The organism is Tardiphaga sp. 813_E8_N1_3, from assembly GCF_051811025.1.
In the GTDB taxonomy this organism is placed as follows: Bacteria; Pseudomonadota; Alphaproteobacteria; order Rhizobiales; family Xanthobacteraceae; genus Tardiphaga.
Genome location: NZ_JBPWQE010000001.1, coordinates 2,776,861 through 2,799,559 on the forward strand (window position 1 = coordinate 2,776,861; position 22,699 = coordinate 2,799,559).

The following is a 22,699-nucleotide window of genomic DNA, read 5'->3' on the forward strand; positions in this document are numbered from 1 at the left end:
TGCCTCGTATACAGCTATCGGTGGAGCGTGCCCTGGCCCGCAATGGATCATATTTGGGAGGATCTCACCACGTCGCATCCAGCCCAAGCAGCCCCAGGATCTGTCGCCGCAACTCGGCCAGGTGCGGATCGCCGCGATGGCGCGGATATGGCCGGTCAACGGCGATGTCCGCCGTCACCCGTGCAGGCCGATCGCTGAACACAATGACGCGGTTGGCGAGAAACAGCGCCTCCTCCACATCGTGAGTCACCAGTAGCGCCGTGAAGCCGTTACGTTGCCACAGCGAAACCAGTTCGGCCTGCATCGTGATGCGTGTCAGCGAATCGAGTTTGCCGAGCGGCTCGTCGAGCACGAGGATGCGCGGATCGTTCACCAGCGCGCGCGCCAGTGCCACGCGCTGCGCCATGCCGCCCGAGAGCTGATGCGGATAGGCCTTCTTGAATGCGCCGAGGCCGACGAGATCAATCGCGGCATCGACACGGTGACGCTGCGTCTTGAGAACGCCCTGCGCCTCCAGCCCGAGCGCGACATTGTCCCAGACTGTTCGCCACGGAAACAGTGTCGGGTCCTGAAACACAACGACGCGGGACGGACACGGCCCGATGATGGCGACGCCATCCTCGTTCAGCGTGCCGGCGCGCGGTGGCTCCAGACCGGCGACGAGGCGCAGCAGCGTGGACTTGCCGCAGCCGGAGGGCCCGAGCAGCGCAACGAACTCGCCGGGCGCGACGGATATACTGACATCGTCGAGCACAGGCAACACGCTGCCATCGATATCGAAGGCGTGGCTGACACCTTTGACCTCCAGCGACGCGCCGGTCGCCGCTGGCTTGAATGCTGTCGCGAGCGCTACCATTTGACGACGCCCTTCTGCCAGACCAGCAACCGGTCTCGCACCTTGAACAGCAGCGTGATCGCGCCGGAGCAGAGCAACGACATCACGATCAACGCGGCATACATGTTGTTGTAGGACGCCCAGCCCTGCGCCCATTGCAGATAGAAGCCAAGCCCGGCTTTGACGCCGATCATCTCGGCCACGACCAGCACCGCGAAAGACGCGCCAAGCCCCATGAACAAGCCGACGAACACATGCGGCAATGCTGCGGGGATTGCGACCTTGGTCACCAGAAACGACGGCTTGGCGCCGAGCGTTCGTGCAACGTCGTAATAGGCGGTGCTGACGCTGGCTACGCCCGACCAGGTCAGCACCGTCACCGGAAAGCCGGTGGCCAGTGCGATCAGGAACGTGCTGGCGCTCCAGGCTGACGGGAACGTAAAGAACGCAATAGGCAGCCAGGCCGTCGCCGGCAACGGCCCGATGAACCGCAGGATCGGATGCACCCAGTAGCCCGCGAGCCGCGACCAGCCGATGGAAACGCCGGTGAGGAAGCCTACGGCCGCGCCGATGAAGTATCCGCCGAGCTGCAGCTTCACCGAGGCGAAGGCACTGTCCAGCAGCTTCGGCAGGTCGTCGGTATAGACCTCGACGATCGACTGCGGCGGTGGGAAGAACGGCAACGGCAGCCAGCCGAATTTCGCCGTTGCAAGCTCCCACAGCGTCAGGAACGCTCCCAAGGCAAACAGCCAGGGCGCGCGTCGCTGCACGCCATCGCCGAACTTGCCGAGCGCTGCCTGCGCTGTGGTTGCAATCGCGATGCCGCCAGCAATCGCGAATGCCGTATAGGCTACTGCTTCGGTGCGTGGCCAATCGCCGATATCCGGCCATCGCAGGCATGACAGGCCGAAGGCCAGCCAGGCGAGCCCCGCCCCGATCCCCGTAATGCTGAAACGAAGCTTGTTGACGACTTGAAGTCCGCCATCGCCGGCAATGAGCGCGGTCTCGCGGTCAGCGCCAAGCGATGCGATCTCAGACGCGGAATACGTCGGCATAGATGCGCTCCGCGAATTTGGTGGTGTCAGTCGACGGCTTGAACACCGAGACCGTCTTGAGATCGTCGGCGTAGGATTTCAGCTCGCGCTTCAGCGCATCGCCCACGGGGTGATGATGATGGGTGTGATACTTCACCATGCCCAGCAGATCCTCGATGGTCGCATTCTTGGGCGCATAGGGCTGGAACGACTTTGCAGCCTTCTCCGGATTTTGCGATGCGAACATCGCAGCATCGAGCAGCGCCTGCGTAAGGCCGCGCGCGACCAGCGGATCGTCACGCAGCAGGCTGCCGCGCACGCCGACGATGCAGCAGCTGATATCCTTGTAGGGGCCATCGAGATTGGAACCGACCTCCTTCAACTCGCCATCCTTGAGCCAGAGATAGGCCAGCGGATCGGATGCCAGTCCGATCTGTGCTTCACCCTTTTCCACGGCGAGCCGCACGAGGTTGCCAGGATATTGCCGCCACTCGACGTCCTTGTCCGGATTGAGTCCGGCCTTGGCGAGCTGGATCGAGAAGAAGTTCTTGTCGGGGCCGGCCATATCGCCGACGGCGATGGTCTTGCCCTTGAAATCCGCAACGCTCTTCACCTCCGATTTCGCCGGCGCCAGCGCGCGCAGGCAGCCGCCATGGGTGCCGGCGACGATCTTGACGTCGAAGCCCTGCTCCAGCGGCTTCAGCCAGCGCAGCGCCATCCCCAGGCCCGCATCGGATTTTCCTGTGGCAATGGCTTCGAGAAGCTGGTCCGTCGAGCCGCTGTAATTGACCAGTTCGACGTCAAGGTTCTGCTTCTGGAAGAAGCCATGATCGATGGCAACCGGCAGCGGCGCAAGGCAGACCGCGCCGGCATTCCAGGAGAGCTTCAATTTGCGCGGTGCACCGGTGAGCGCAGGCGCCTCCGATGCGGTCCTGCAGATCGGAAATTCGGAAAAATCGATGGGTGACACCTGCCGGAACGGAAACGCCTGCGCGCCCCATACGCCGAGTGGTGCGGCCAATGCGGCTGCAGCGCCGCCGCGCAGCAGCGACCGGCGATCCATCAGCGGCTCGCGGTTGTGATCATCGTTCGACATCTGGTCTCCTTGCGATCGGCACAGCGCTGCCCGTGGCCGCAACGCATGGTGCTGCGGCTCGCGCTGATGCGATGGTCAATGTGTTGAGTGGAAGCTCAGCCGTGAGAGTCCGACGACTCCCGCCCCTGTGATTTCGATGGTACGAGGATGCGCAGCGCGGCGGCTTCGGTCAATAAAATGGAATTTTGAATGTCGCGCAGGATGGAGAGATTATCTCCAATGCAATCGGCTCTGAGAGAGGAAGGGATTTAGCGGCGCACAACTATTCTACGCATTCGCATTTCAGCAGCACTGTCATTTCTGGGCGCCGTCGTCCGCCTGCGCCGGACGACATGGAGGCGTTATCCCCCCTCGCCTCAATATACGTCGAGCTGAAACCGTCCCTTTTTCTTCAGCTCGCTGACGAACATCACCGCTTCATCAGTCGAACGCGCACCGTGCTGGGCGGCGATGTCGACCAGCGCCCGCTCCACATCCTTGGCCATGCGCTTGGCATCGCCGCAGACATAGACATGGGCGCCTTCGGCGAGCCAGGTCCAGACGTCGCGGCCGACCTCGCGCATGCGATCCTGCACGTAGAACTTCTCACCGGCATCGCGCGACCACGCCAGCGACAGGCGCGTGAGGAAGCCTTCGGTTTTCATGCCATTGAGTTCGTCGGCATAGAAGAAATCCGAGGCGCTGCGCTGATGGCCGAAGAACAGCCAGTTCTTGCCCGGCGCCTTGGTGGCCTTGCGGTCGTGCAGGAACGCCCTGAACGGCGCAATGCCGGTGCCCGGCCCCACCATGATGATCGGCGTCTCCGGATTTTCCGGCAGCGCAAAACCATGGGCCTTCTGGACATAGACCTTGAGCTTGTCGCCGGGCTGGATGCGATCGGCGAGGAAACTCGAGGCTAGACCGTGGCGCTTGCGCTTGCCTACCATGTAACGAACGATATCGACGGTGAGAGATAGTTTGCCGGGCGTCGCATTGTGCGATGACGAGATTGAGTAGAGCCGCGGCTGCAGTGGCTCCAGCGCTTCGATGAAAGCTTCCGGATGCGGACGCACGCGGGAGAATTTCTGCAGTGCCGCCATCACGTCGAGCGTCGCGGCATCGCCATCGGGGTCCTCGCCCTGCGCCAGCGCGCGCGCCTTGGCGCGCTGGGTCCCGCCGGTGAGATAGGACATCAGCTCGAACAGCGAGTCCGGTGCCGGGGCCAGCGAGACGTCGTATTGCAGCACCTCGCGCAGCGTCTTGCCGCGCACTTCCGTCGTATGCGACGCGCCGAGCAGCGCGATGATCTGGTCGACGTGACCGAGATCGTTCGACGCAAAGATGCCGAAACTGTCGCCGACGACGTAATCGAGACCACAGCCCGACAGATCGAAATCGATATGCCAGGTCTCTTTCTCGGAGCCTTTGCCATTGAGCAGGCGGCGGCCGAGAAACACGGCGGGTGCTGGATTGTCGCGCGAGCGGCCGAGCGTCGACGGATCGGGCGCAGCAACTTCGACCGGCTCCGCAGCAGCAGTCGTCGCTGCCGCGGGCGCGGCACCTGCCGGCGCCTTGTCGAGCTCTTCATAGAGCGACTTCAGCATCCGCGCGGTTTCCTTGCCGCCGGGTACGCACAGGTTCAGCCGCGCTTCGGCCTTGGAGGCAATCGCGTCGGAATAGTCGTTGCAGTTATAGCCGCACTGGCCGCAGTCCTGCTGCGCCATCGCCGCCATCATCTTGCGACGCACCGGCTTGCCCTCGGCGAGCTTCATGCGATCGGCGATCGGCATGGTCTGGTCGTGCCACGGCGCGCCGTCGTCCTCCTCCATGATCGCGGCGCCCTGCTCTGCAGAGAGCGGCGTCGCCGGTGCATCGGACAGCAGGCCGGCGAAGAAGCCGTTGAGCCAGGAGCGTTGCGCTTCCGAGAACGGCGCAGACGCAGGAATGATCTCGAGTTTGGGTGGCGGCGTCATCTGGTTCATGCGGACATCTGTTCATCAGCAAGCTTACGCAACGAAGCCGCGTCGTGACGGCGCGAGAATGTGAGGAAGGTCTCGTCCGGCGAAACGCGGTGGGCGAGATAGGCTTTCAGCAGACGCTCGACGACGACAGGCGCGTCCTCGGACTTCACGTTCTGATAGACCTCCTGCCCGACATCGGCCTGCGGGCCGAAACCGCCGCCGGTGAAGATATGGAAGCCGTCCACGGTGTCGTCGCTATCGTCGAGCGCCACGCGTGCGCCGATCATACCGATGTCGCTGATGTAATGCTGCGCGCAGGAATGATGGCAGCCGGTCAGATGGATGTTGATCGGCGTATCGACCTCGACGCGCGTATCACACCATTCGGCGATATTCGTTGCCGTGCGTTTGGTATCCGCATTGCCGAACTTGCAGCCGGCGCGGCCGGTGCAGGCGATCAGGCCGGCGCGGATCTCGGTGGTCTTGATGGCAAGACCGAGCGCTTCGATGGCCGCAGTCGCCAGCGTGACATTCGCGTCTTTCACGCCGGGGATGAGCAGGTTCTGCCACACCGTGAGGCGGATATCGCCGTCGCCCAGATCGGCCGCAATCTTCGAAAGCCCCCGCATCTGATCGGTCGTCACCTTGCCCAGCGGCAACACGACGCCGATCCAGTTCAACCCGTCCTGCTTCTGCTTGTGCACGCCGATATGCGCCGTGCGGTCGAATTCCGGCCGCGGCATCAGCGCGTCTGCAGAAATGCGCGTGAATGGCTGGCCGAGCTTGTCCTCGACCAGGGTCAGGAACTTCTCCATACCCATGCCGTCGATCACGTATTTCAGCCGCGCCTTAAGCCGGTTGGTGCGGTCGCCAAGATCGATGAAGACGCGCACGATGGCGTCGGACACCTTCGTGGAATCTTCCGGCTTCACGACGATGCCGGTATCGGTGGCGAAATCCTTGTGGCCGGTGATGCCGCCGATGCCGAGCTTGAACCAGACACCGGGCGCGACGCCGAAGCCATCCTTCACTTCGACTGCCTGGAAGGCGATGTCGTTCGTGTCCTCCAGCACGGCGATCTTGCCAGCGCCGTCGAACGCGACATTGAATTTGCGCGGCAGGCCGGTAAGCGAGCGGTCATTGAGGATGTGATAGTGCCACTCGCGCGCATAGGGCCGCGTGTCGAGGATTTCCTGCGGGTCGATGCCGGCGGTCGGCGTGCCCGTGACGTTGCGGATGTTGTCGGCCCCGGAGCCGCGTGAGCACAGACCGAGATCCTGGATACCCTCGATCAGCTTCACGGCATTTTTCGGCGGAATCTCGCGCACCTGCAGATTGGCCCGCGTGGTCACATGCGAGAACGGACCGCAGAGCTCGTCACTGAGATCGGCAAGACCCGCAAGCTGCCAGTGCTTCATGATGCCGTTCGGGATCCGAAGCCGGCACATATAGGAGTCCTGCGTTGGACCGACATAGAAGATGCCGTAATAGCGCCAGCGGAAATTGTCGGCCGGCGATGGCCGCGCGTCGATCGCGGCCTGATCGCGCAGCCGCGGATACGCGTCGAACGGATGTTCCTCGCGCTTCCATTTCTCCTGCTCGACCAGCTTCTTGCCTGACGCGATGATGCGATCCTGCGCCTTGATATGCGGGGCATCCGGTCCGGTCGGCTCCGCATTGGCCTTGGCTGACGCGCCGCCGCCGAGACCCTTGCCGACACGGCTGATCTGCAGCCCGGTCGAAAAGCCTTCGAGGTAGCGCTTCTGTTCGTCAGTAAAGTCGATGGAGAGCGTTTCAATTTTCATGCGGGACGAAGCTCCTGCGGGCCACAGCGTGGCTTCAACGGGGATAAGGATTGCGGACCGCGCAGGCTCAGGTCAGCGCGTTGCGCCGGCTTGAAGTCTGGAAGCGATCCGATCAGCCTCGTTGCTGCGGAAATCCATCTGAACTGGCCGGCGAGCGTCAGCGAACGCCAGTTGACTAGAGACATTCAAGTCTCGTGCCAGACCGTCATTCGGGCAAAAACGTCAAGAAATCAGGGGATTGAGGTCGAGGTCGGGCGGAACCCGCCCGTTCGGTGCCAGCGTTTGTGCACCGCACGCTCAATAATTAGACGGCGGGAACGTCAACAACAGCTACCGTTCCGAGGAGCCCTTGCGACGAAGCAATGCAGCCTTGGCTCGTGGCCGTTCGGATTGGCGCTTCACGAAGAGGAAAGCTGGCGAACCAGCTTTCCTTGACCTCAGAGGTGCAAAAGTGAGCGCGGCCTAAGCCGTTAGACCGCCTCGGACGCCGCCAGATTAGCGGCTCCGTCATCCAGCACTTGCGTCTGCCGCAGCATGTCCTCAATGCCATCTATCGCGCGACCCACATCGACCGTCGACGTGTCGATCCGCAGCTCGACCCTCTCCGGCGCCTGATAGTCGTTGGCGATACCGGTGAAGCCCGGCAGGTCGCCGGCGCGGGCCTTGGCGTAATGCCCCTTGGGATCGCGCTGCTCGCAGATCTCCGCTGGCGTCGCGACATAGATCTCGCGAAATGCAGTATCGACCGCGCTGCGGGCCTCGGCGCGGTCGCCGCGCGAGGGTGAGACAGCTGCCACGATGGCGATATGACCATTGCGGGCGAGATGGCCGGCCATCTCTGCCAGCCGCCGGACATTCTCGCTGCGATCGGCGGCAGAGAAGCCGAGGTCGCGATTGAGTCCGGCGCGCAGCGTGTCGCCGTCAAGCAGGATCGGCGAACCGCCTTTGGCGAACAGACGGTGCTCCAGCGCCCGCGCCAGCGTCGACTTGCCCGATCCCGGCAATCCGGTGAACCACACCACCGCGCCTTGATGGCGGTAGCGCGCCGAACGTTCCTCAGGCCGCAGTGCCGACTGCACCGGCACGATGTCCGACGACACCGCGCGTTGGTCAGCATCGATGGATAGCACGAGACCGCCGCCGGCGATCCGGCCTCCGACCTCGATCACGAGACGTCCGGTGCGCGGATTGTCGACATAGCGATCAGCGGCGACCGGTTGCGACAGCGCGATCTCGATTTCACCGACATGATTGCGGGCGATCTGCTTGGTCTCGACACTGGCCAGCTCGCCGGGATCGATCGCCTTTTCGATCGCGACCACACGGCCGCGCACTTCGCGCACGCCGAGCCGCACCAGGATCGACGATCCCGCTGTCAGCGGCTGGTCGTGCAGCCAGAAGATCCGCGCCCGCAGTCGTCGTGTATCCGATGGCACCGTGCCCACATGCGCGATCACGTCGCCGCGCTCGACGAACAGTTCGCGGTCGAGCGTGATACCGACGGATCGCCCTGCTCCGTGCTCGCCTTCCAGCGGCATCGCCGACCAGCGCTCCACGCTCTTGATCTTCGCTCGCTTGCCGGCGGGCATGATCACCACGTCGTCGCCGACAGCCAGATGACCGGCCTCGATACGCCCAGCCACGATGCGCCGGTCGTCGAACTTGTAGATCGCCTGTACCGGTAGCCGCAGCGGCAATTCATCAAGCGCGAGTGCCGGCTTCAGCGCATCGAGCGCCCCCACGACTGTCGGCCCGCGATACCAGCCGATACGGTCGGTATGGGTGGCCACGCCATCGCCATCCCGCGCCGAAATCGGAATCACCGCGGCGGGCGTGACGCCGAGTTCGATGAGATGCGCCGAAATTTCGTCGCTGATCGCCTGAAAGCGCGCGGCGCTGAAATCGACGCGGTCCATCTTGTTGACGACGACGGCGACCTGCTTCACGCCCAAGAGATGCAGCAGATAGGCATGGCGCCGGGTCTGGTCGCGAACGCCTTCCAGCGCATCGACAATCAGCACGGCACCATCGGCCTGCGATGCGCCGGTGATCATGTTGCGCAGAAACTCGGCGTGGCCAGGCGCGTCGATCAGAATGACGTCGCGCAATTTGGTGCGGAAGCGAATCTGCGTGGTATCGATGGTGATACCCTGGTCACGCTCGGTCTGCAGCGCATCGAGTAGGAACGACCATTCGAACGGCATGCCGCGTCGCGCGCTCACCGCTTTCAGCATCTCCAGCTTGCCATCCGGCAAGCCGCCGGTCTCGTGCAGCAGGCGGCCGACCAGAGTCGACTTGCCATGATCCACATGGCCGACGATGACGATGCGCAGTTGCGGGCGCGTGGTGCCGTTGGGCATTCCGAGCGAGGTCGGATTGACGGGTTTGGTCATGGCATCACCTCTACAGATAGCCGGCGACGCGCAGTCGCTCGAAGGCGTCTTCGGTCTCATGATCGAGTGCGCGGCCGGCACGCTCGGGAATCGTGGTGCCGTCGAGCTCGACGAGAATTTCGGCAATCGTGCTGGCGGTCGATGCGACGGGATTGGTGATGTCGGCATCACCGAGCGAGCGATAGCGCTTGCCGTCTTTGGCCAGATACAACGGGATGATCGGGATGTTTTCGCGCGCCGTGTAGGCCCAGATGTCGGCTTCGGTCCAATGCAGGATCGGATGAATGCGCAGATGCGCACCAGGCGGCGGCGAGGCGTTGAACTGGTCCCAGAATTCCGGTGGCTGGTCGCGCACGTCCCATCCGCCCTCGACGCCGCGCGGCGAGAACACGCGCTCCTTGGCACGGGTCGCCTCTTCGTCCCGCCGAATGCCGGCGATCAATCCGTCGAAGCCGTGCTTCGCCAACGCAAGTTTGAGACCTTCGGTCTTGCGCGCTGCGGAGCGCGCCGCCGGCGGCAGTGTCGGATCGACACTATCGATCGACGGGCAATATTCGACGGTGAGGTCGAGTCCCCACTCCTTCGAATAGTGATCGCGGAATGCGTACATCTCCGGAAACTTCTTGCCGGTATCGACATGCAGCGCGGGGAACGGCACGTGGCCGAAGAACGCCTTGCGCGCCAGCCAGATCATCACATTGGAATCCTTGCCGAGCGACCACAGCAGGGCCAGCTTCTTCAGCCGTGCGAAGCCCTCGCGCAGGATATAGATGCTCTGTGCTTCCAGTTGATCGAGGTGGTCCATCGATACCACGTCCGATCGGACGCGTTCGGGATTGGTCGAAGTCATATGCCTTCTCCGAAGTCTTCCGACTTAAGGCCTCAAAACCGCCGTGAGATTCGCCGTTGCTCACGAAGCGGATACGCTCGGAGAAAGTGCATCTCTGGAACTCGATTTATGGGGTCAAAAAATCTACGCTGCGCTTCTCAAATAGAAAGAATATTTTTCTATTAAGTGGCGACAAACAACTGATATATAGAATTCTATTCCAGTCAAGCTGGATATTGCTGAGGAGTTCGTGATGTTGTCGCCGGGAGCCGTCGCAAGTGCCGTCCAATACGATCACGCGCTGCAATCCGCCTCGCCCGCCGAGGTGATTGCCGCGGCACTTGACGTCGTGGGCCGCGATGGACTCGCGCTGGTCTCGTCGTTTGGTACGGAGTCCGCGGCGTTGCTGAAGGTCATGGCCGATGTCGATCCCGCCATCCCCGTGCTGTTTCTCGACACCGGCTGGTTGTTCGAAGAGACGCTCGCCTATCGCGACCAACTGATCCTGACGCTGGGCCTGCGCGACGTGCGAACGATCCGCCCCGCAGCGGATGCGCTTGCCGCTCACGACAGCGATGGGGACCTGTGGTCGTCCGATCCCGACACCTGCTGCCGGATCAGGAAGGTTGAATCGCTCGCACAGGCACTGGCGCCGTTCAGCGCATGGATCAACGGCCGCAAGCGATTTCAGGGCGCGTCGCGCGCGGCCATTCCTGTCGTTGAAACCGATGACGGCAAGCTGAAATTCAATCCATTCGCCAATGTCACCCCGGACGAGATAGGGCTGATCTACGCATCGGCGAAGCTGCCGCCGCATCCGCTCATAGCCTCAGGATTTGCGTCGGTCGGCTGCATGCCCTGCACGACCCGCACGGCGCCCGGCGAAGACCCCCGCGCCGGCCGCTGGCGTGGCCGCGCCAAAACGGAATGCGGCATCCACAAATCGGCGAACTGACGCCGCCGCTACGACTTCACATGCGCGATTTCGAACGCAGCGAGATGGGCAGCGATGTTGCCGGGATCGAAGGCCGGTCCGGCAAATGCGCCAACAGCGTCGGGCACATCAGTCGGAGCGCTGCCGGTGATACCGAGCGCGGCATCGTAGAGATCGGGGCGGAACACACCCTGTGCGATCTTCAGCGCCTCCGGGCTGATCGCGGCCTGTCCCCAGCGCACCATCTGGGCATAGAGCCAGGCGGCCTGAACGGGATCGGGACGCCCGGCTCCTTCGCGGCCGACCAGCAGATAGCGCCCGCTCTCGCGCATGGTGCCATCGGGCGAAATCTTCAGCCGGCCATCCAGCGTCCGCAACAGGACCTCTGGCGAGACGCCGATATATTGGGGCTTGGCGAGAATCGCAGCAATCTCGTTGCGGTTTTCCGGGGCCTCGATGAAGGCAGCGGCGCTCACATGCGCCCGCGTGAGAGCCGCTACGGTGTCCGGGTTCTTCTCCGCCCAGCTCTGCCTCATCGCCAGCACCTTCTCGGCAGCGCGCAGCAGGATGTCGGAGACGAAATGCAGGATATGACCGACGCCGAGATCGACCGCGACCGAATTCCAGGGCGCGCCGACACAGAACGCATCGACGTGACCGTTGGCGAGGCTGTCGACCATGTAAGGCGGCGGCAGCACCACGAGACGGACGTCCTCGTCAGGATCGACGCCGCCGGCCGCCATCCAGAAACGGAGCTGGTAATTATGCGTCGAGAACGGAAACGTCATGCCGAAGGTCAAGGGATCAGCGCCGGCACGGGCACGCGCGACAACCACACGGCGCAGCGCCTGCGCGGTGGCCATCGGATCGGTCGGATCACCGTCGAGTTCCGACATCAGCGCCGCATGTAGCGCCGGTGAGACGGTGATGGCATTGCCGTTGATGCCGAGATTGAACGACGCCACGATCGGCACTTTCACGTGCCCGAGCCCGAGGCTGGACGCGATGGCAACGGGCGCCAGCAGATGCGCCGCTTCGAACAGGCCGATATTCAGCTTGTCGCGGACATTCGACCACGACACTTCCCGGACCAGCTCGACGTTCAGCCCCTCGGCCTTCGTGAACCCCTTGTCGACCGCGACAATCAGGGCGGCGGCGTCGGCCAGCGGAATGAAGCCGATGCGAAGCGGGTGGTCGATCATTTCAGCAACTCCGCTGCGGTGATGATCGACTGGGCGATCTCACCGATTTTCTTCTTTTCACGCATCGCCGTGGATCGCAGCAATACGTAAGCCTCTTCTTCATTGAGGCCCTTGAGCTTCATCACGATGCCCTTGGCACGGTCGATGATCTTGCGCTCCTCCAGCGCCGACTTGGTGCGCTCGAGCTCGTCCTGCAGTTTGGAGAAGGCATTGAAACGGGAGATGCAGAGATCGAGGATCGGCTTGATCCGCTCCTTCTTCAGCCCGTCCACGATGTAAGAGGATACCCCCGCCTCGACCGAAGCCCGCGCCGACTCGGCGTCGCTCTGGTCGACGAACATGGCGACCGGCCGACGCACCGCGCGGGACACCTGGAACATTTGTTCCAGCACGTCGCGGCTGGGGTTTTCGAGATCGATGACGATAACGTCCGGATCCAGCGCATAAATCCGGGCCAGCAGGTTATGCATCTCCCGGATATGCTGGACGTCCACATAGCCAGCCTCCCGCAGCCCTTCCTCAAGGATCGCGGCCCGGATCGGGCTTTCGTCGACAATGACAATTTTGGGCGACTGGTCGGCAGGCATCGGACACTCACATGGATGCAGCATACCCATAGCACGCCCGCGCACGGCTTAAAGCCTTGTAATTATGGGCAAATGGGACTACCTGCTGCCTCTCAATCAGGCAGATCGAACATGCAACAGGCCGCCGCGCCGAAAATCTCCTTTGTGTCACTGGGATGCCCGAAGGCCCTGGTGGATTCCGAGCGCATCATTACGCGCCTGCGGGCCGAAGGTTACGAACTCGCCCGCAAGCACGACGGCGCCGACATCGTCATCGTCAACACCTGCGGCTTCCTCGACAGCGCCAAGGCGGAGTCGCTGGGCGCCATCGGCGAAGCCATGGCGCAGAACGGCAAGGTCATTGTCACCGGCTGCATGGGCGCCGAGCCCGAGCAGATCGAGGCCGCCTATCCCAACCTGCTGTCGATCACCGGCCCGCAGCAATATGAGAGCGTGCTCGACGCCGTGCATCGCGCGCTGCCGCCGGTGCACAATCCGCATATCGATCTCGTGCCGCCGCAGGGCATCAAGCTGACGCCGCGGCACTACGCCTATCTGAAAATTTCGGAAGGCTGCAATAACCGCTGCACCTTCTGCATCATCCCGAAGCTGCGCGGCGATCTCGTCTCACGCCCGGCCAACGAGGTGCTGTTAGAGGCTGAGAAGCTGGTGAAGGCCGGCGTCAAGGAGTTGCTGGTCGTGTCGCAGGACACCTCGGCCTACGGCGTCGATATCAAATACGCCACCAGCCCGTGGAAGGATCGCGAGGTCCGCGCCAAGTTCTATGATCTCGCCAAGGAGCTCGGCGAACTCGGCGCCTGGGTGCGGCTGCAATATGTTTACCCGTATCCGCATGTCGACGAGGTCATCGGGTTGATGAATGCCGGCAGCAATGTGCTGCCCTATCTCGACATCCCGTTCCAGCATGCGGCCCCGGAAGTGTTGAAGGCGATGAAGCGCCCGGCCGCTCAGGACAAGACGCTCGCCCGCATCAAGAAGTGGCGCGAGATGTGCCCGGATCTCACACTCCGCTCGACCTTCATCGTCGGCTTCCCCGGCGAGACCGAAAGCGATTTTCAGTATCTGCTCGACTGGCTGGAAGAAGCGCAGATCGACCGCGTTGGCGCGTTCAAATACGAGTCCGTGGCGGGTGCGACCTCCAACGCCATCGCCAATGCGGTGCCGGAAGAGATCAAACAGCAGCGCTGGAATGCATTGATGGAGCGTCAGCAGAAAATCTCGGCACGCCGCTTGAAGCGCAAGGTCGGCACACGCCAGCAGATCATCATCGACGAAGTCGGCCCGACCGTGTCGAAGGGCCGCTCGAAGGCGGATGCGCCTGACATCGACGGATCGGTCTATATCACCGCACGCCGGCCGCTGAAGGTCGGCGAGATCGTCACGGCGAAAATCGAACGCGCGGATGCGTATGATCTGCACGGGACGGTGGCGGGGTTCTGAGAGACGCGCCGGCGGAAGTAGTTTCCCTCCCCCAAGCGTAGCGCAGTGGGGAGGGTCGACCGAGCGAAGCGGAGGTCGGGGTGGGGTGTCTCCGCGAGAATACGAAGCCTGTGGCGCCACCCCACCCGTCTCGAACGCTGCGCGTTCGATCCACCCTCCCCACGGCGCGTGGCTACGCCACGCTTGGGGGAGGGAAAAACAACCTCACACCTTCAAAATAACCGCGCCTGTGGTCTTGCGTGCTTCCAGATCGATATGCGCCTTGGCCGCATCCTTCAGCGCATAAGCGTGATTGATCGGCACATGCAGCTTGCCATCGATCACAGCCGAGAACAGCGTGTCGGCGCCTTCCAGCAGTTCCGATCGCTTGGCGACATAGTCGTTCAGCTTGGGACGCGTCGCGAACAGCGAGCCGTGATTGTTGAGTTCGGCGATCGCGAATGGCGGCACAGGGCCAGAGGCGTTGCCGAACGACACCCACATGCCGCGCGGCTTCAGGCATGACAGCGAGCCTGGATAGGTGGTCTTGCCCACACCGTCATAGACCACGTCGCAGAGTTCGTTACGGCTGATCTGCTTCACGCGATCGACGAAGTTCTCTTCGTTGTAATAGATGACGTGATCGCAGCCATTGGCCAGCGCCAACTCGCCCTTCTCTTTCGAGCCGACGGTCCCGATCACATGCGCACCCATGGCCTTGGCCCACTGGCAGGCGAGCAGACCGATGCCGCCCGCTGCAGCATGGATCAACACGCGGTGATGCGGCTCGACCTTGAAAGTCTTGTGCAGCAGATACCAGACCGTGAGACCCTTCAGCATCAGCACGGCGCCCTGCTCGTGGGTGATGCGATCCGGCAGTTTCACCAGCCGATCAGCGGCAAACACGCGCTCGGTGGCATAGCTGCCGAGGGCCGAATAATAAGCGACGCGATCGCCCGGATGGAATCCGGTGACGCCTGGCCCGACTTCAACCACTTCGCCCGAGGCCTCATTGCCGGCAATGAACGGCAGCTGCGGCGCCTTGTAGAGGCCGCTGCGGAAGTACGTATCGATAAAATTGACACCAATGGCATGCTGGCGGATGCGCACCTCGCCCGCAGCCGGTGCCGGGACCTGCACGTCTTCATAAGTGAGGACTTCGGGTCCACCGATCTCGTGGACGCGGACGGCTTTGGTCATCGTTCAATCTCCCTGAATGACTTTGGTCTCAAGCGATAACCAACACCCGCGTGATGTCAACCTGTGCCCGGCTGTGCCCGCTTTCGGCGGTTGCGCTTCGCCAGCACGTTGAACAGCTCGACCGCCGCCGAGAACAATATGGCGAAATAGATGTAACCGCGCGGAATATGGAATTTGAATCCATCCGCCATCAGCGAAACGCCGATCAGCACCAGGAAGGCTAGCGCCAGCATCTTGGTGGTCGGATATTGCGCCACGAAGCGCGCCACTGGCCCGGACGATACATACATCACCGCACAGGCGATGATGACGGCGGCCACCATGATCTCGATGTCCTGCGCCATGCCAATCGCAGTGATGATGGAGTCGAGCGAGAAAACGAGATCAACGACGATAACCTGCAGGATCACCCAGGCAAAGGCGTTCGGCGCCGGCTTCTCAGCGTCATGCCCTTCGCGCGCCTCGACCTCGGCGTGAATCTCATGTGTCGCCTTGGCAATCAGGAACAGACCGCCTCCGATCAGGATCAGATCGCGCCAGGAGAATGCGAGGCTTCTCACCGTGATGACAGGTTCGGTCAGACCGATCAGCCAGACGAGAACGCTCAGCAGGATGATGCGGAACACCAGCGCCAGCGCGAGACCGATCTGGCGTGCGCGGGTTGCCTGCGGCTCCGGCAGCCGCGACACCAGCACCGACAGGAAAATCACATTGTCGATACCAAGTACGATTTCGAGCGCGGTCAGCGTCAAGAGCGCGGCCCAGGCTTCGGGGCTGGAAAACAGTTCGATCATGATTTGGAGGGCCTCATGAGGCGGATGACGGCGTCACCGCAGACAATGTAAAAAGCGATCGCGCAGAGCGCGACCGTAATAGGCAAAGCAACAGCGAAGTTCTGTATCAGCGTGATGACGGCCAGCACAGCCCAGATCGCCATCAGTGACAGGTTCAACCGGCGCAGACGCGTCACGCGAACGGGATGCAGCACATGCACCGGCACAAAGGTCAGGACGATCAGCGCCAGCATCGCAAGGCTCGCGATGACGGGTGATGGTTGCAGCAAGAACAGATAGAACGCCGCCCCGTTCCACAGCGCCGGAAAACCGCGAAAGTGGTTGTCGTCGGTCTTCATGCGTTTGTCGGCAAAATATAGTGCGCTGGTGACGACGATACCGGCACCGAGCAGCACCGCCGTCCACGGCACCAACAGACCGGAGGCCGCGATCGCATAGGCTGGCACGAACACGTAAGTGAGGAAGTCGACCACGAAATCGAGCGCGTCGCCGGACCAATCCGGCAGCACGCGGCCGACGTCGAAGTGTCGGGCGATCGGGCCATCAAGCCCATCGATGATCAGCGCCAAACCGAGCCAGCCGAACATCGCAGCCCATTCGCCGCGCACGGCGCTCATCATGGCAATGAGTGCCACGCCGGCACCGAGCGCCGTAAAGATGTGAACCGAGAACGCCGCCGCGCGCGCGGATCGTGACGACGATGGGAGTTGGTCCGGACTCGAAGCGGTCATATGCCGGGAATTGCTAGCAGGAATCGGCCCGATTTGCACAGGCGCCGATGCGGCCTTCGGCCACCCGGCACTGCGGGAACGATTCCGCGGCGCCTAACGGCTTGAAAATACCGGGCCAAAGGCCGATGGTCCGACCATGACCGAGACCTCTGCTTCCACCTCCACCTATGATGTCGCCGTTGTCGGCGGCGGTCCTGCCGGCCTTGCTGCGGCCCTCGCGCTGGCCGAGACCGGCGCCCGCACCGCCCTCATCGCCCGCCGCGTCCCCTACGGCGACAACCGCACCACCGCGCTGCTTGGCGGCTCCGTCGCATTTCTGGAAAGCCTTGATGTCTGGCGCCGCTGCGCCGACAAGGCGGCCGCGCTGACGACCATGCGGCTGGTGGATGACACCAACCGGCTGATCCGCGCGCCCGAAGTCAAATTCGTCTGCAGCGAGATCGGCCTCGAGACCTTCGGCTACAATATCGAGAACCGCGAATTGATGATCGCGCTCGAAGCGCGCGCCGCGGAATTGACCAATCTCATTCGCATCGATGACGAGGCCGATACGGTCACGCCGGACGAGATGCAGGTTCAGGTCCGCACCCGGCAAGGCCAGGTCTTGGTGGCGCGGCTGATCGTCGGCGCCGATGGCCGCCAGTCCCTGTGCCGCGAGGCCGCGGGCATTTCAGTCAAGCGACGCGCGCTTGAGCAGACCGCGCTGACCTTCAACATCGCGCATAGCCGGCCGCACAAGAACATGTCGACGGAGTTTCACACCCCCGCCGGTCCCTGCGTGTTCGTGCCCCTGCCCGGCAATCGCTCCAGCGTCGTCTGGGTCAACAAGCCCCGGGATGCCGAGCGCCTGATGGCATTGAGCGATGAAGCATTGTCGGTCGCCGCCGAGAAACAATCGCATTCGATCCTCGGCCGGGTTCAGGTCGAACCCGGCAGGCATGTGTTTCCATTGGCCATTGAGCAGCCAAGCCAACTGGCGAAGAACCGCATCGTGCTGGTCGGCGAAGCCGCCCATGTGGTGCCGCCGATCGGTGCACAGGGTCTCAATCTCGGCCTACGCGACGCCGGCGATATCGCTGACGTCGTTCGCGATGCCGGCATGAATGGCGCGGATATCGGCGCAGCGCCGGTGCTGGCGCGTTTCGAGAAGACCCGCCGCAGCGACATCTCCTCGCGAACCTTCGCCATCGACATGGCTAACCGTTCGCTGCTCAGCGATCTCCTCCCGATGCAAGTGATCCGCGCGGCCGGCATGCATGCGATGGGATCGATCGGCCCGTTGCGCCGTCTGGCGATGCGCGAGGGCCTGTCGCCATCGTGGCGCAAGAGCGCTTCCTAGAGATCTCACGCGTCCTAAGGGAACGCGATCTGGCCGCTCTTCAGGAAATACATCACCGAGGTCAGCGTCAGCACCGACACGAAAGTGCCGAGCAGCACGGCGACCGATGCAGGCTCGATCCAGCTATCGTATTGCCGCGCGATCACGAACACATTCAGCGCCGGCGGCAATGACGCGAGCAGCACGGCCGTCGCGGCCCATACCGGCGGGAACGGCCCGAGCAACAGCATCAAGCCGAACACGATTAGCGGATGAATGAGCAGCTTGATGAAGATCAGGCCAGGCACCTCCCACGGCACGCGCCCCAACGGCCGCAAGGCAACCGTCACACCCAGCGCGAACAGCGCAACGGGCGCGGCAGAATTCTGCAGGAACAGCAGCATGCCGTCGACCGCGACCGGCATCTGGATGTGAAACGCTGCGACGAAAGCGCCGAGATAGGCTGCCACGATCAGCGGATGCAGCACGATATGCTTGATGACGATGCCGATGGTCGGGAGCAGCGGCCGCTTGTCACCCGAGGTCAGCGCCATCATCAGCGGTGCGATCGAGAACAGGAAGATGCTGTCGAAACAGAACACCAGCGCGGTCGGTACCGCCGCTTTCGGCCCAAGCACCGCCAGCGCCAGTCCCGGACCCATATAGCCGATATTGCCATAACCGCCGGCGAGTCCCGCCATCCCGGCCTCGCGCATGGTCAGCCGGCCGAGGAATTTACCGGTGCCGACCGACAGAAAGAACGCCGTCGCGGTCGCCAGCGTGGTGCCGATCACGAAGGGCAGATTGTTGAGTTCCTCGAACGGCGTCTTCGCCATGATCCGAAAGAACAGCGCCGGCAGCGACACATAGAGGAGGAAGAAATTCATCCAGGCGAGGCCGGATTCCGGCAGGTTCTTCACCTTGCCGCAGGCGAAGCCGATAAAGATCAGCCCGAAATACGGCAGTGCAAGATTGAGGACGTCCATCATGTCGTGCGTGTTTTTCTTGGTTCTTGGCCCGGTGGGCGGAATAGCGGGGAGCGGCTTCCGGCTGTCTTAATTCCGTCGTTTGCCTCTAGCATCGGCCACAATCCTGGTCTATTCGACCAGAATGATTAAAGCGCGGACAGCCAAATTCCAGATTGGACAGATCGTCCGCCACCGGATCTTTTCGTTCCGGGGGGTGGTGTTCGACATCGATCCGGAATTCAACAACACCGAAGAATGGTGGCTGTCGATCCCCGAAGACGTCCGTCCGAGCAAGGACCAGCCATTTTACCATCTGCTGGCCGAGAATTCTGAGTCGGAATACGTCGCTTATGTCTCCGAGCAGAACCTGCTGCCGGATGAATCCGGCGAGCCTATCCGGCACTCCCAGGTCGCCGAGATATTCATCAAAGATAAGTCCGGTAGCTACCGGCCACGCAATCCGTCGCTGAACTGACGCCGAAGGCGTCATCCCGGGGCGCGCTCTTCGCGCGAACCCGGGATCTCCGCATGTTCATCGTTCCCAACGTCATCACTTCGGGATTCCGGGTTCACGTCCGGCAAGAGCCGGCCGCGCCCTCAGGCACACCAATTGGTGTGCCGGGGAATGACGAGTGTGAACTAGCAACAAAAAAGGCGCTCATTTCTGAGCGCCTTTTCGTTTGTCTGTTGAACCAGCTTACTTCGCGGCCGGATTGGCCGGGGCCGCCGGTGCTGCACCAGCTGCCGGCTGCTGGGCTTCGAGCTTGGCGCGGGCTTCCGCAGCGCGCTTCTGCAGCTCTTCCTGCAGCTTCTTCTGGGTTTCTTCGAACACCTTCGGATCGGTCGGCGGGCCGTCATAGGCCTTGGCGAATTCGGCCAGCGGCAGCGGCAGCGTCAGCGGTGCACCGTTGGAGTTGATCGCCTGCACGATCAGGTTCTGGCCCTTCTTCAGATTGGCCAGGAGCTCCGGGGTGACTTCGTAATCGGACATACAGCCGTTAGCGAAGCAGATCACATAGGGGCTCTGCGCCGGGGCATTGCTGTCCACGATCACGCGGGTGCCGTGCACGAGCTGCATGCCGAGCGGCAGCGTTACGCGCAGGATCTTCTTCGGTTCGCCTTCCGGCTCGATAATGACGGCGGCGATGACGGGCTGGCCCGACTCGATGCGACCATCCTTGCCAGTGAAGCAGACCTGCTTGGCATTGGCGTCCTGACCCTTGAGGCAGAACTTGGTCCACGGCGCATAAATCAGCTGAACCTGCTGATCGGCCGGTGGCGCGCCTGCGGCCGGCGCCTGGGCGGCGGGAGCGGCCGGGGCAGCCTTCGGTGCAGCTTTCGGCGCAGCCTTGGGCGCAGGCGCAGCAGCCTTCGGCGCCGCGGCAGGCGGTGCACCAGGCGCTGGAGCCTGCGCATACGCAACCGGAGCGATCATCGTGGCGGTCAAGGCCGTCGCCGCCAGAAGCGCGAAGCCCCGCCCGCGCGGCAGAACCGACGCAGCCAAGAGACGGAAATTCATTTCGGAAAACCCTTTCTGAACGGAGGCGCTCATATCCCGGAGGCGGCGCTGACAGTCACCCGTTGGCGGGTGTCTCGGTGCCAATTACGGCCGTTACGTGACAGGCCGCGACGTCCTCGTCAATTGTCCGCTTTCAATACAGCGGCCGACGAAAAGATCAATGGCGCCAGCCCTATTTGATCCATGGCACAGGTTCGGGGCGGGCAGCCATGGTAAAGTTCCTCTGTGAACAGTTCCGAATCAAATCGCACACATGCATGGGGTCTTTCGGCCCTGTCCAAACTGATCGCGACGCTGGCCTGCTGGACGACTCTGGCCGGCCCGGTGGCGGATTCCGCACAGGCCGATCCCAGCTACGCGATCGCCATGCACGGCGCCCCTGCCCTGCCCCCCGATTTCAGGCAGATGCCCTATGCCAATCCCGACGCGCCGAAAGGCGGCCGCATGGTCCAGGGCGTGCTCGGCACCTTCGACAGCCTCAATCCCTTCATCGTCCGGGGCATCGCGGTGCCGCAGATCCGCGGCTATGTCATCGAAAGCCTGATGACCCGCGGTCAGGACGAGGCCTTCACGCTCTATGGCCTGCTTGCCGAGAGCGTCGAGACCGATGACGCGAGAAGCTTCGTCACTTTCCGGATCAATCCCCAGGCCAAATTCTCCGACGGCAAGCCCGTTCTGGCTGCAGACGTGCTGTTCTCCTGGCAGTTGCTGCGCGACAAGGGCCGGCCCAATCACCGGCAGTATTATTCGAAAGTAGTCAGGGCCGAGGCGCTGGACGAGCGCACGGTGCGCTTCGACTTCGGCGGCCAGGCGGATCGCGAATTGCCGCTGATCCTGGGTCTGATGCCGGTGCTGCCGAAACACGCCGTCAATCCCGACACGTTCGAGGAAACCTCGATGGCGCCGCCGCTGGGCTCCGGGCCCTATACGGTGACGGCCGTGAAACCCGGCGCGGCGGTGACCCTGACCCGCAATCCCGCCTATTGGGGCCGCGATCTGCCAATCAATCGCGGGCTGTGGAATTTCGACGAGATCCGCCTCGACTACTATCGCGAGGCCAACACCCATTTCGAAGCATTCAAGCGCGGCCTCTATGACTTCCGCGTCGAGAACGAGCCGCTGCGCTGGCACGACGGCTACACATTCCCCGCCGCCACGTCCGGCGAAGTGATCCGCGACAGCATCAAGACCGGCCTGCCGAAGCCGTCGGAATTTCTGGTGTTCAACACGCGGCGACCGATGTTCGCAGATATTCGCGTGCGACAGGCGCTGACGCTGCTGTTCGATTTCGAATGGATCAACCGCACCTATTTCTTCGGCCTCTATGCCCGCTCGGCCGGCTTCTTCGCGGGCTCGGATCTCTCCGCCTATATGCGCGCCGCGGATCATCGCGAACGGACGCTGCTGCAGCCCTACGCCTCAAATATGGCCGCCAACATTCTCGATGGCAGCTACCGCCTGCCGGTCAGCGACGGCTCCGGCCGTGACCGCCCCGCGCTGCGCACTGCACTGGCGTTGCTGAAGGATGCCGGCTACGTGCTCGATAACAACGTGCTGCGGCGGCAGTCGGACAAAACGCCCCTCGCCTTCGAGATCCTCGTCACCACCCGCGATCAGGAACGCATCGCGCTGGCCTATGCGCGCGATCTCAAGCGCGCCGGTATCATTGCCAATATCCGCTCCATCGATGCCGTGCAGTTCGACCAGCGCCGCATCAATTTCGAATTCGACATGATCCAGAACCGCTGGGACCAGTCGCTGTCGCCGGGCAACGAGCAGTCGTTCTACTGGGGCACGGAAGCCGCCGACAATCCCGGCACCCGCAACTATATGGGCGCGAAAAATCCGGCCGTCGACGCCATGATCTCCGCCATGCTGGAGGCTCGCGACCACGGTCCCTTCGTCGATGCCGTCCGCGCCATGGACCGTGCGCTGATCGCAGGTTTCTACGCTATCCCGCTTTACTATGTCGGCGAGCAATGGATTGCGCGATGGAATCGGATAGAACGACCTTCGACCATCGCACTCTCAGGCTATTTGCCGGAGACTTGGTGGGCCAGAACGCTGCCAGCTTCGCCGCCGAACCGGAAGTGAC

The 22,699-nt window shown here is 62.8% G+C and carries 19 protein-coding genes; 5 read left to right on the forward strand and 14 right to left on the reverse strand.

Features of this window, described 5'->3' with window-relative positions; all coding sequences use genetic code 11:
• Positions 1–64: 64 nt before the first annotated feature.
• From AB8A33_RS13310 to cysD, 7 genes are all read right to left on the reverse strand, one after another.
• Positions 65–856, reverse strand: coding sequence for an ABC transporter ATP-binding protein (locus tag AB8A33_RS13310; protein ID WP_439093209.1), 792 nt, complete (start codon positions 854–856; stop codon positions 65–67).
• Positions 850–1,890, reverse strand: coding sequence for an ABC transporter permease (locus AB8A33_RS13315; protein ID WP_439093210.1), 1,041 nt, complete (start codon positions 1,888–1,890; stop codon positions 850–852). The genes AB8A33_RS13310 and AB8A33_RS13315 overlap by 7 nt, the downstream gene beginning before the upstream one ends.
• The gene (locus AB8A33_RS13320) at positions 1,868–2,965 is read right to left on the reverse strand and encodes an ABC transporter substrate-binding protein (RefSeq protein WP_439093211.1); all 1,098 of its coding nucleotides are present in this window, start codon (positions 2,963–2,965) and stop codon (positions 1,868–1,870) included. Before AB8A33_RS13320 ends, AB8A33_RS13315 begins: the two co-directional genes overlap by 23 nt.
• A gap of 356 nt (positions 2,966–3,321) precedes the next feature.
• The gene (locus AB8A33_RS13325) at positions 3,322–4,926 is read right to left on the reverse strand and encodes a sulfite reductase subunit alpha (protein ID WP_439093212.1); all 1,605 of its coding nucleotides are present in this window, start codon (positions 4,924–4,926) and stop codon (positions 3,322–3,324) included.
• On the reverse strand, positions 4,923–6,710 hold the full coding sequence (locus AB8A33_RS13330; RefSeq protein ID WP_439093213.1) for a NirA family protein: 1,788 nt from the start codon (positions 6,708–6,710) through the stop codon (positions 4,923–4,925). The genes AB8A33_RS13325 and AB8A33_RS13330 overlap by 4 nt, the downstream gene beginning before the upstream one ends.
• A gap of 470 nt (positions 6,711–7,180) precedes the next feature.
• Positions 7,181–9,103, reverse strand: coding sequence for an adenylyl-sulfate kinase (cysC, locus tag AB8A33_RS13335; RefSeq protein WP_439093214.1), 1,923 nt, complete (start codon positions 9,101–9,103; stop codon positions 7,181–7,183).
• 10 nt (positions 9,104–9,113) lie between these two features.
• Complete coding sequence (gene cysD, locus AB8A33_RS13340) at positions 9,114–9,953, reverse strand: sulfate adenylyltransferase subunit CysD (protein ID WP_439093215.1); 840 nt, start codon at positions 9,951–9,953, stop codon at positions 9,114–9,116.
• Between the two features lie 232 nt (positions 9,954–10,185).
• Here cysD and AB8A33_RS13345 point away from each other — a divergent pair, with 232 nt between their 5' ends.
• Positions 10,186–10,887 (forward strand): phosphoadenylyl-sulfate reductase, encoded by a 702-nt coding sequence (locus AB8A33_RS13345; protein ID WP_439093216.1) that lies wholly within the window; start codon positions 10,186–10,188, stop codon positions 10,885–10,887.
• 8 nt (positions 10,888–10,895) lie between these two features.
• Here the strand turns inward: AB8A33_RS13345 and AB8A33_RS13350 are convergent, their stop codons facing one another.
• Both AB8A33_RS13350 and AB8A33_RS13355 read right to left on the reverse strand, forming a co-directional pair.
• Positions 10,896–12,068: a CmpA/NrtA family ABC transporter substrate-binding protein gene (locus tag AB8A33_RS13350; RefSeq protein ID WP_439093217.1), complete on the reverse strand. Its 1,173-nt coding sequence runs from the start codon at positions 12,066–12,068 to the stop codon at positions 10,896–10,898.
• Positions 12,065–12,655, reverse strand: a complete 591-nt coding sequence (locus AB8A33_RS13355) for an ANTAR domain-containing response regulator (protein WP_089264382.1) — start codon at positions 12,653–12,655, stop codon at positions 12,065–12,067. The genes AB8A33_RS13350 and AB8A33_RS13355 overlap by 4 nt, the downstream gene beginning before the upstream one ends.
• Before the next feature lie 111 nt (positions 12,656–12,766).
• Between AB8A33_RS13355 and rimO the strand changes: the two genes are divergently transcribed.
• Positions 12,767–14,095: a 30S ribosomal protein S12 methylthiotransferase RimO gene (rimO, locus tag AB8A33_RS13360; RefSeq protein WP_439093218.1), complete on the forward strand. Its 1,329-nt coding sequence runs from the start codon at positions 12,767–12,769 to the stop codon at positions 14,093–14,095.
• Positions 14,096–14,299: 204 nt separating this feature from the next.
• On the opposite strand, the gene AB8A33_RS13365 is transcribed toward rimO, so the two are convergent.
• Genes AB8A33_RS13365 through pcsA form a run of 3 tightly spaced genes read right to left on the reverse strand, consistent with a single transcriptional unit; the run spans position 14,300 to position 16,799 of the window.
• Positions 14,300–15,274: a quinone oxidoreductase family protein gene (locus AB8A33_RS13365; RefSeq protein WP_439093219.1), complete on the reverse strand. Its 975-nt coding sequence runs from the start codon at positions 15,272–15,274 to the stop codon at positions 14,300–14,302.
• 56 nt (positions 15,275–15,330) lie between these two features.
• A complete protein-coding gene (locus tag AB8A33_RS13370; RefSeq protein ID WP_439093220.1) occupies positions 15,331–16,068 on the reverse strand; it encodes a TerC family protein in 738 nt (245 codons plus the stop codon).
• The gene (gene pcsA, locus AB8A33_RS13375) at positions 16,065–16,799 is read right to left on the reverse strand and encodes a phosphatidylcholine synthase (protein ID WP_068731666.1); all 735 of its coding nucleotides are present in this window, start codon (positions 16,797–16,799) and stop codon (positions 16,065–16,067) included. The genes AB8A33_RS13370 and pcsA overlap by 4 nt, the downstream gene beginning before the upstream one ends.
• A 136-nt stretch (positions 16,800–16,935) precedes the next feature.
• On the opposite strand from pcsA, the gene AB8A33_RS13380 reads away from it, so the two are divergent.
• Entirely contained in the window at positions 16,936–18,138 is a 1,203-nt protein-coding gene (locus AB8A33_RS13380) for a UbiH/UbiF family hydroxylase (RefSeq protein ID WP_439093221.1), read from the forward strand.
• A gap of 14 nt (positions 18,139–18,152) precedes the next feature.
• Here AB8A33_RS13380 and AB8A33_RS13385 read toward each other — a convergent pair whose 3' ends face one another.
• A complete protein-coding gene (locus AB8A33_RS13385; RefSeq protein ID WP_439093222.1) occupies positions 18,153–19,106 on the reverse strand; it encodes an AEC family transporter in 954 nt (317 codons plus the stop codon).
• 121 nt (positions 19,107–19,227) lie between these two features.
• On the opposite strand from AB8A33_RS13385, the gene hspQ reads away from it, so the two are divergent.
• Complete coding sequence (hspQ, locus tag AB8A33_RS13390; RefSeq protein ID WP_092142755.1) at positions 19,228–19,560, forward strand: heat shock protein HspQ; 333 nt, start codon at positions 19,228–19,230, stop codon at positions 19,558–19,560.
• Positions 19,561–19,782: 222 nt separating this feature from the next.
• On the opposite strand, the gene AB8A33_RS13395 is transcribed toward hspQ, so the two are convergent.
• On the reverse strand, positions 19,783–20,604 hold the full coding sequence (locus tag AB8A33_RS13395) for an invasion associated locus B family protein (protein WP_439093223.1): 822 nt from the start codon (positions 20,602–20,604) through the stop codon (positions 19,783–19,785).
• A 366-nt stretch (positions 20,605–20,970) separates the two neighbouring features.
• On the opposite strand from AB8A33_RS13395, the gene AB8A33_RS13400 reads away from it, so the two are divergent.
• Entirely contained in the window at positions 20,971–22,698 is a 1,728-nt protein-coding gene (locus tag AB8A33_RS13400; RefSeq protein WP_439095930.1) for an extracellular solute-binding protein, read from the forward strand.
• The last annotated feature ends 1 nt before the right edge of the window (position 22,699 follow it).

Excerpts from the sequence above, each read along its gene's own strand:
- AB8A33_RS13310 (WP_439093209.1), bottom strand. The coding sequence starts at position 856 with ATGGTAGCGCTCGCGACAGCATTCAAGCCAGCGGCGACCGGCGCGTCG.
- AB8A33_RS13315 (WP_439093210.1), bottom strand. The coding sequence starts at position 1,890 with ATGCCGACGTATTCCGCGTCTGAGATCGCATCGCTTGGCGCTGACCGC.
- AB8A33_RS13320 (WP_439093211.1), bottom strand. The coding sequence starts at position 2,965 with ATGTCGAACGATGATCACAACCGCGAGCCGCTGATGGATCGCCGGTCG.
- AB8A33_RS13325 (WP_439093212.1), bottom strand. The coding sequence starts at position 4,926 with ATGAACCAGATGACGCCGCCACCCAAACTCGAGATCATTCCTGCGTCT.
- AB8A33_RS13330 (WP_439093213.1), bottom strand. The coding sequence starts at position 6,710 with ATGAAAATTGAAACGCTCTCCATCGACTTTACTGACGAACAGAAGCGC.
- cysC (WP_439093214.1), bottom strand. The coding sequence starts at position 9,103 with ATGACCAAACCCGTCAATCCGACCTCGCTCGGAATGCCCAACGGCACC.
- cysD (WP_439093215.1), bottom strand. The coding sequence starts at position 9,953 with ATGACTTCGACCAATCCCGAACGCGTCCGATCGGACGTGGTATCGATG.
- AB8A33_RS13345 (WP_439093216.1), top strand. The coding sequence starts at position 10,186 with ATGTTGTCGCCGGGAGCCGTCGCAAGTGCCGTCCAATACGATCACGCG.
- AB8A33_RS13350 (WP_439093217.1), bottom strand. The coding sequence starts at position 12,068 with ATGATCGACCACCCGCTTCGCATCGGCTTCATTCCGCTGGCCGACGCC.
- AB8A33_RS13355 (WP_089264382.1), bottom strand. The coding sequence starts at position 12,655 with ATGCCTGCCGACCAGTCGCCCAAAATTGTCATTGTCGACGAAAGCCCG.
- rimO (WP_439093218.1), top strand. The coding sequence starts at position 12,767 with ATGCAACAGGCCGCCGCGCCGAAAATCTCCTTTGTGTCACTGGGATGC.
- AB8A33_RS13365 (WP_439093219.1), bottom strand. The coding sequence starts at position 15,274 with ATGACCAAAGCCGTCCGCGTCCACGAGATCGGTGGACCCGAAGTCCTC.
- AB8A33_RS13370 (WP_439093220.1), bottom strand. The coding sequence starts at position 16,068 with ATGATCGAACTGTTTTCCAGCCCCGAAGCCTGGGCCGCGCTCTTGACG.
- pcsA (WP_068731666.1), bottom strand. The coding sequence starts at position 16,799 with ATGACCGCTTCGAGTCCGGACCAACTCCCATCGTCGTCACGATCCGCG.
- AB8A33_RS13380 (WP_439093221.1), top strand. The coding sequence starts at position 16,936 with ATGACCGAGACCTCTGCTTCCACCTCCACCTATGATGTCGCCGTTGTC.
- AB8A33_RS13385 (WP_439093222.1), bottom strand. The coding sequence starts at position 19,106 with ATGATGGACGTCCTCAATCTTGCACTGCCGTATTTCGGGCTGATCTTT.
- hspQ (WP_092142755.1), top strand. The coding sequence starts at position 19,228 with ATGATTAAAGCGCGGACAGCCAAATTCCAGATTGGACAGATCGTCCGC.
- AB8A33_RS13395 (WP_439093223.1), bottom strand. The coding sequence starts at position 20,604 with ATGAATTTCCGTCTCTTGGCTGCGTCGGTTCTGCCGCGCGGGCGGGGC.
- AB8A33_RS13400 (WP_439095930.1), top strand. The coding sequence starts at position 20,971 with ATGCACGGCGCCCCTGCCCTGCCCCCCGATTTCAGGCAGATGCCCTAT.